The sequence below is a fragment of the Pseudomonas sp. MD195_PC81_125 genome (assembly GCF_014060985.1).
GTDB lineage: Bacteria > Pseudomonadota > Gammaproteobacteria > Pseudomonadales > Pseudomonadaceae > Aquipseudomonas > Aquipseudomonas parakoreensis.
In genome coordinates this window covers 1-1177 of sequence record NZ_JABULD010000344.1, presented here as the reverse complement: position 1 = coordinate 1177, position 1177 = coordinate 1, and the positions used below count along the sequence as shown (strand labels likewise).

The 1177-nt window shown below is 56.8% G+C and carries 2 protein-coding genes and 1 pseudogene; 1 reads left to right on the top strand and 2 read right to left on the bottom strand.

From position 1 onward, the window contains the following. Positions 1 to 169, top strand: a 169-nt coding sequence (locus tag HT737_RS14365; protein WP_220459395.1) for a HigA family addiction module antitoxin, incomplete at its 5' end; no start/stop codon positions are given. Here the strand turns inward: HT737_RS14365 and HT737_RS14360 are convergent. Both HT737_RS14360 and HT737_RS14355 read right to left on the bottom strand, forming a co-directional pair. Continuing rightward, a complete protein-coding gene (locus tag HT737_RS14360; RefSeq protein ID WP_182402985.1) occupies positions 164 to 691 on the bottom strand; it encodes a Bro-N domain-containing protein in 528 nt (175 codons plus the stop codon). The two genes, HT737_RS14365 and HT737_RS14360, sit on opposite strands and share 6 nt — an antisense overlap. Before the next feature lie 368 nt (positions 692 to 1059). Next, positions 1060 to 1177, bottom strand: a pseudogene (locus HT737_RS14355) (accessory factor UbiK family protein); the annotation flags it as partial.

Genomic DNA, 1177 nt, shown 5'->3' with positions numbered 1-1177 from the left:
AACTAGGCCTGAAACCGAGATCGAGAAGCTTGTGAAATGCCAGCTCAGGATCTGCGCCGATCTGGCAATCAGACTGGCAATCCACCTCAACACCACGCCTGAGTTCTGGATGAATCTTCAGTCGACTTACGATTTACGCAGGGCTCAGCTCCGGCATGCGGGCCTATAGCGATTGCAGCATCCGCGAAGCCCTCTTCCACCAAGTGCCCGGTTCTGGGCGCTTTAGCTTTTCCCGTTCTACCACCATCAATGGCACATCCTGCAACCGAATCCACGGCTGGTTATTCCAGTGCAGCAAACTCAACGACATCTCGGGCCAATTCAGCAGGCTTAGCTGTGGGCGTTCGCTTGTTGTGGGGTGCTGGGCGTCGCGCAGGGTGGGGATAACCTGATGGGTGAGCCATTCGCGTAGCGCTCGGTATTCGGGGCAATAGTGATAGACGAGGAGGGCGTAGATGCCGGATTCGCTGATCAGGAGGGTGTTTTCGATCTGGTTGTGGATCAGGGTTTTGCGGGTTTGGTATTGGTCGGGGTCGAGTTTTCGCAGCATGCGTTCGTTGAGGTAAATGTGCAGCAGGCGGCCCAGGTCGCGGGCAGAGAACCAGGGTTGGTTCTGGATGAGCAGGGCGTGGAGGGGGAGTTTGTGGCGGGTGAACACCTGAGGAGTGAGATACGTATCTTCGTTTTTCATTGAACAGCTCCTTTTGCTTTAGGGCTGCCCTCAATTGTCGCCAAACAATTGGGTGGCAGTCGTACGCGGGTTGGCGAACCGGAGCAAAAGGAACCCGGCAGACCCGAAGGTCTCCCACGCACAACCGCCATGAAAAGATGTGGCGGTAAATGTAGCCGCCATCATGGTTGTCGTGCGCCTTAAGCTGTTCGGGTCGCCAAACCCGGTGCTGAACATTCAGCATCGGGTGAGCTTAGAAACCTGGGCTTTTCGGCGCAATCGGACGGCGGTAATGCAGTTTGTAGGACGTTGCCGGGATGGTTGAAGGGCTGGAGATCAAAAGATCGCAGCCTTCGGCAGCTCCTACAGGGGGAGCAGATTATTCCGCGGGGCGGTGTCAGCTTGGCTTCCATCTCGGCAACTTTCGCTTCGAGGCTCTCGAGGCGAGCGCGAGTGCGAGCCAGGACGACCATCTGGCTATCGAATTCTTCACGGCTCACCAGTCCA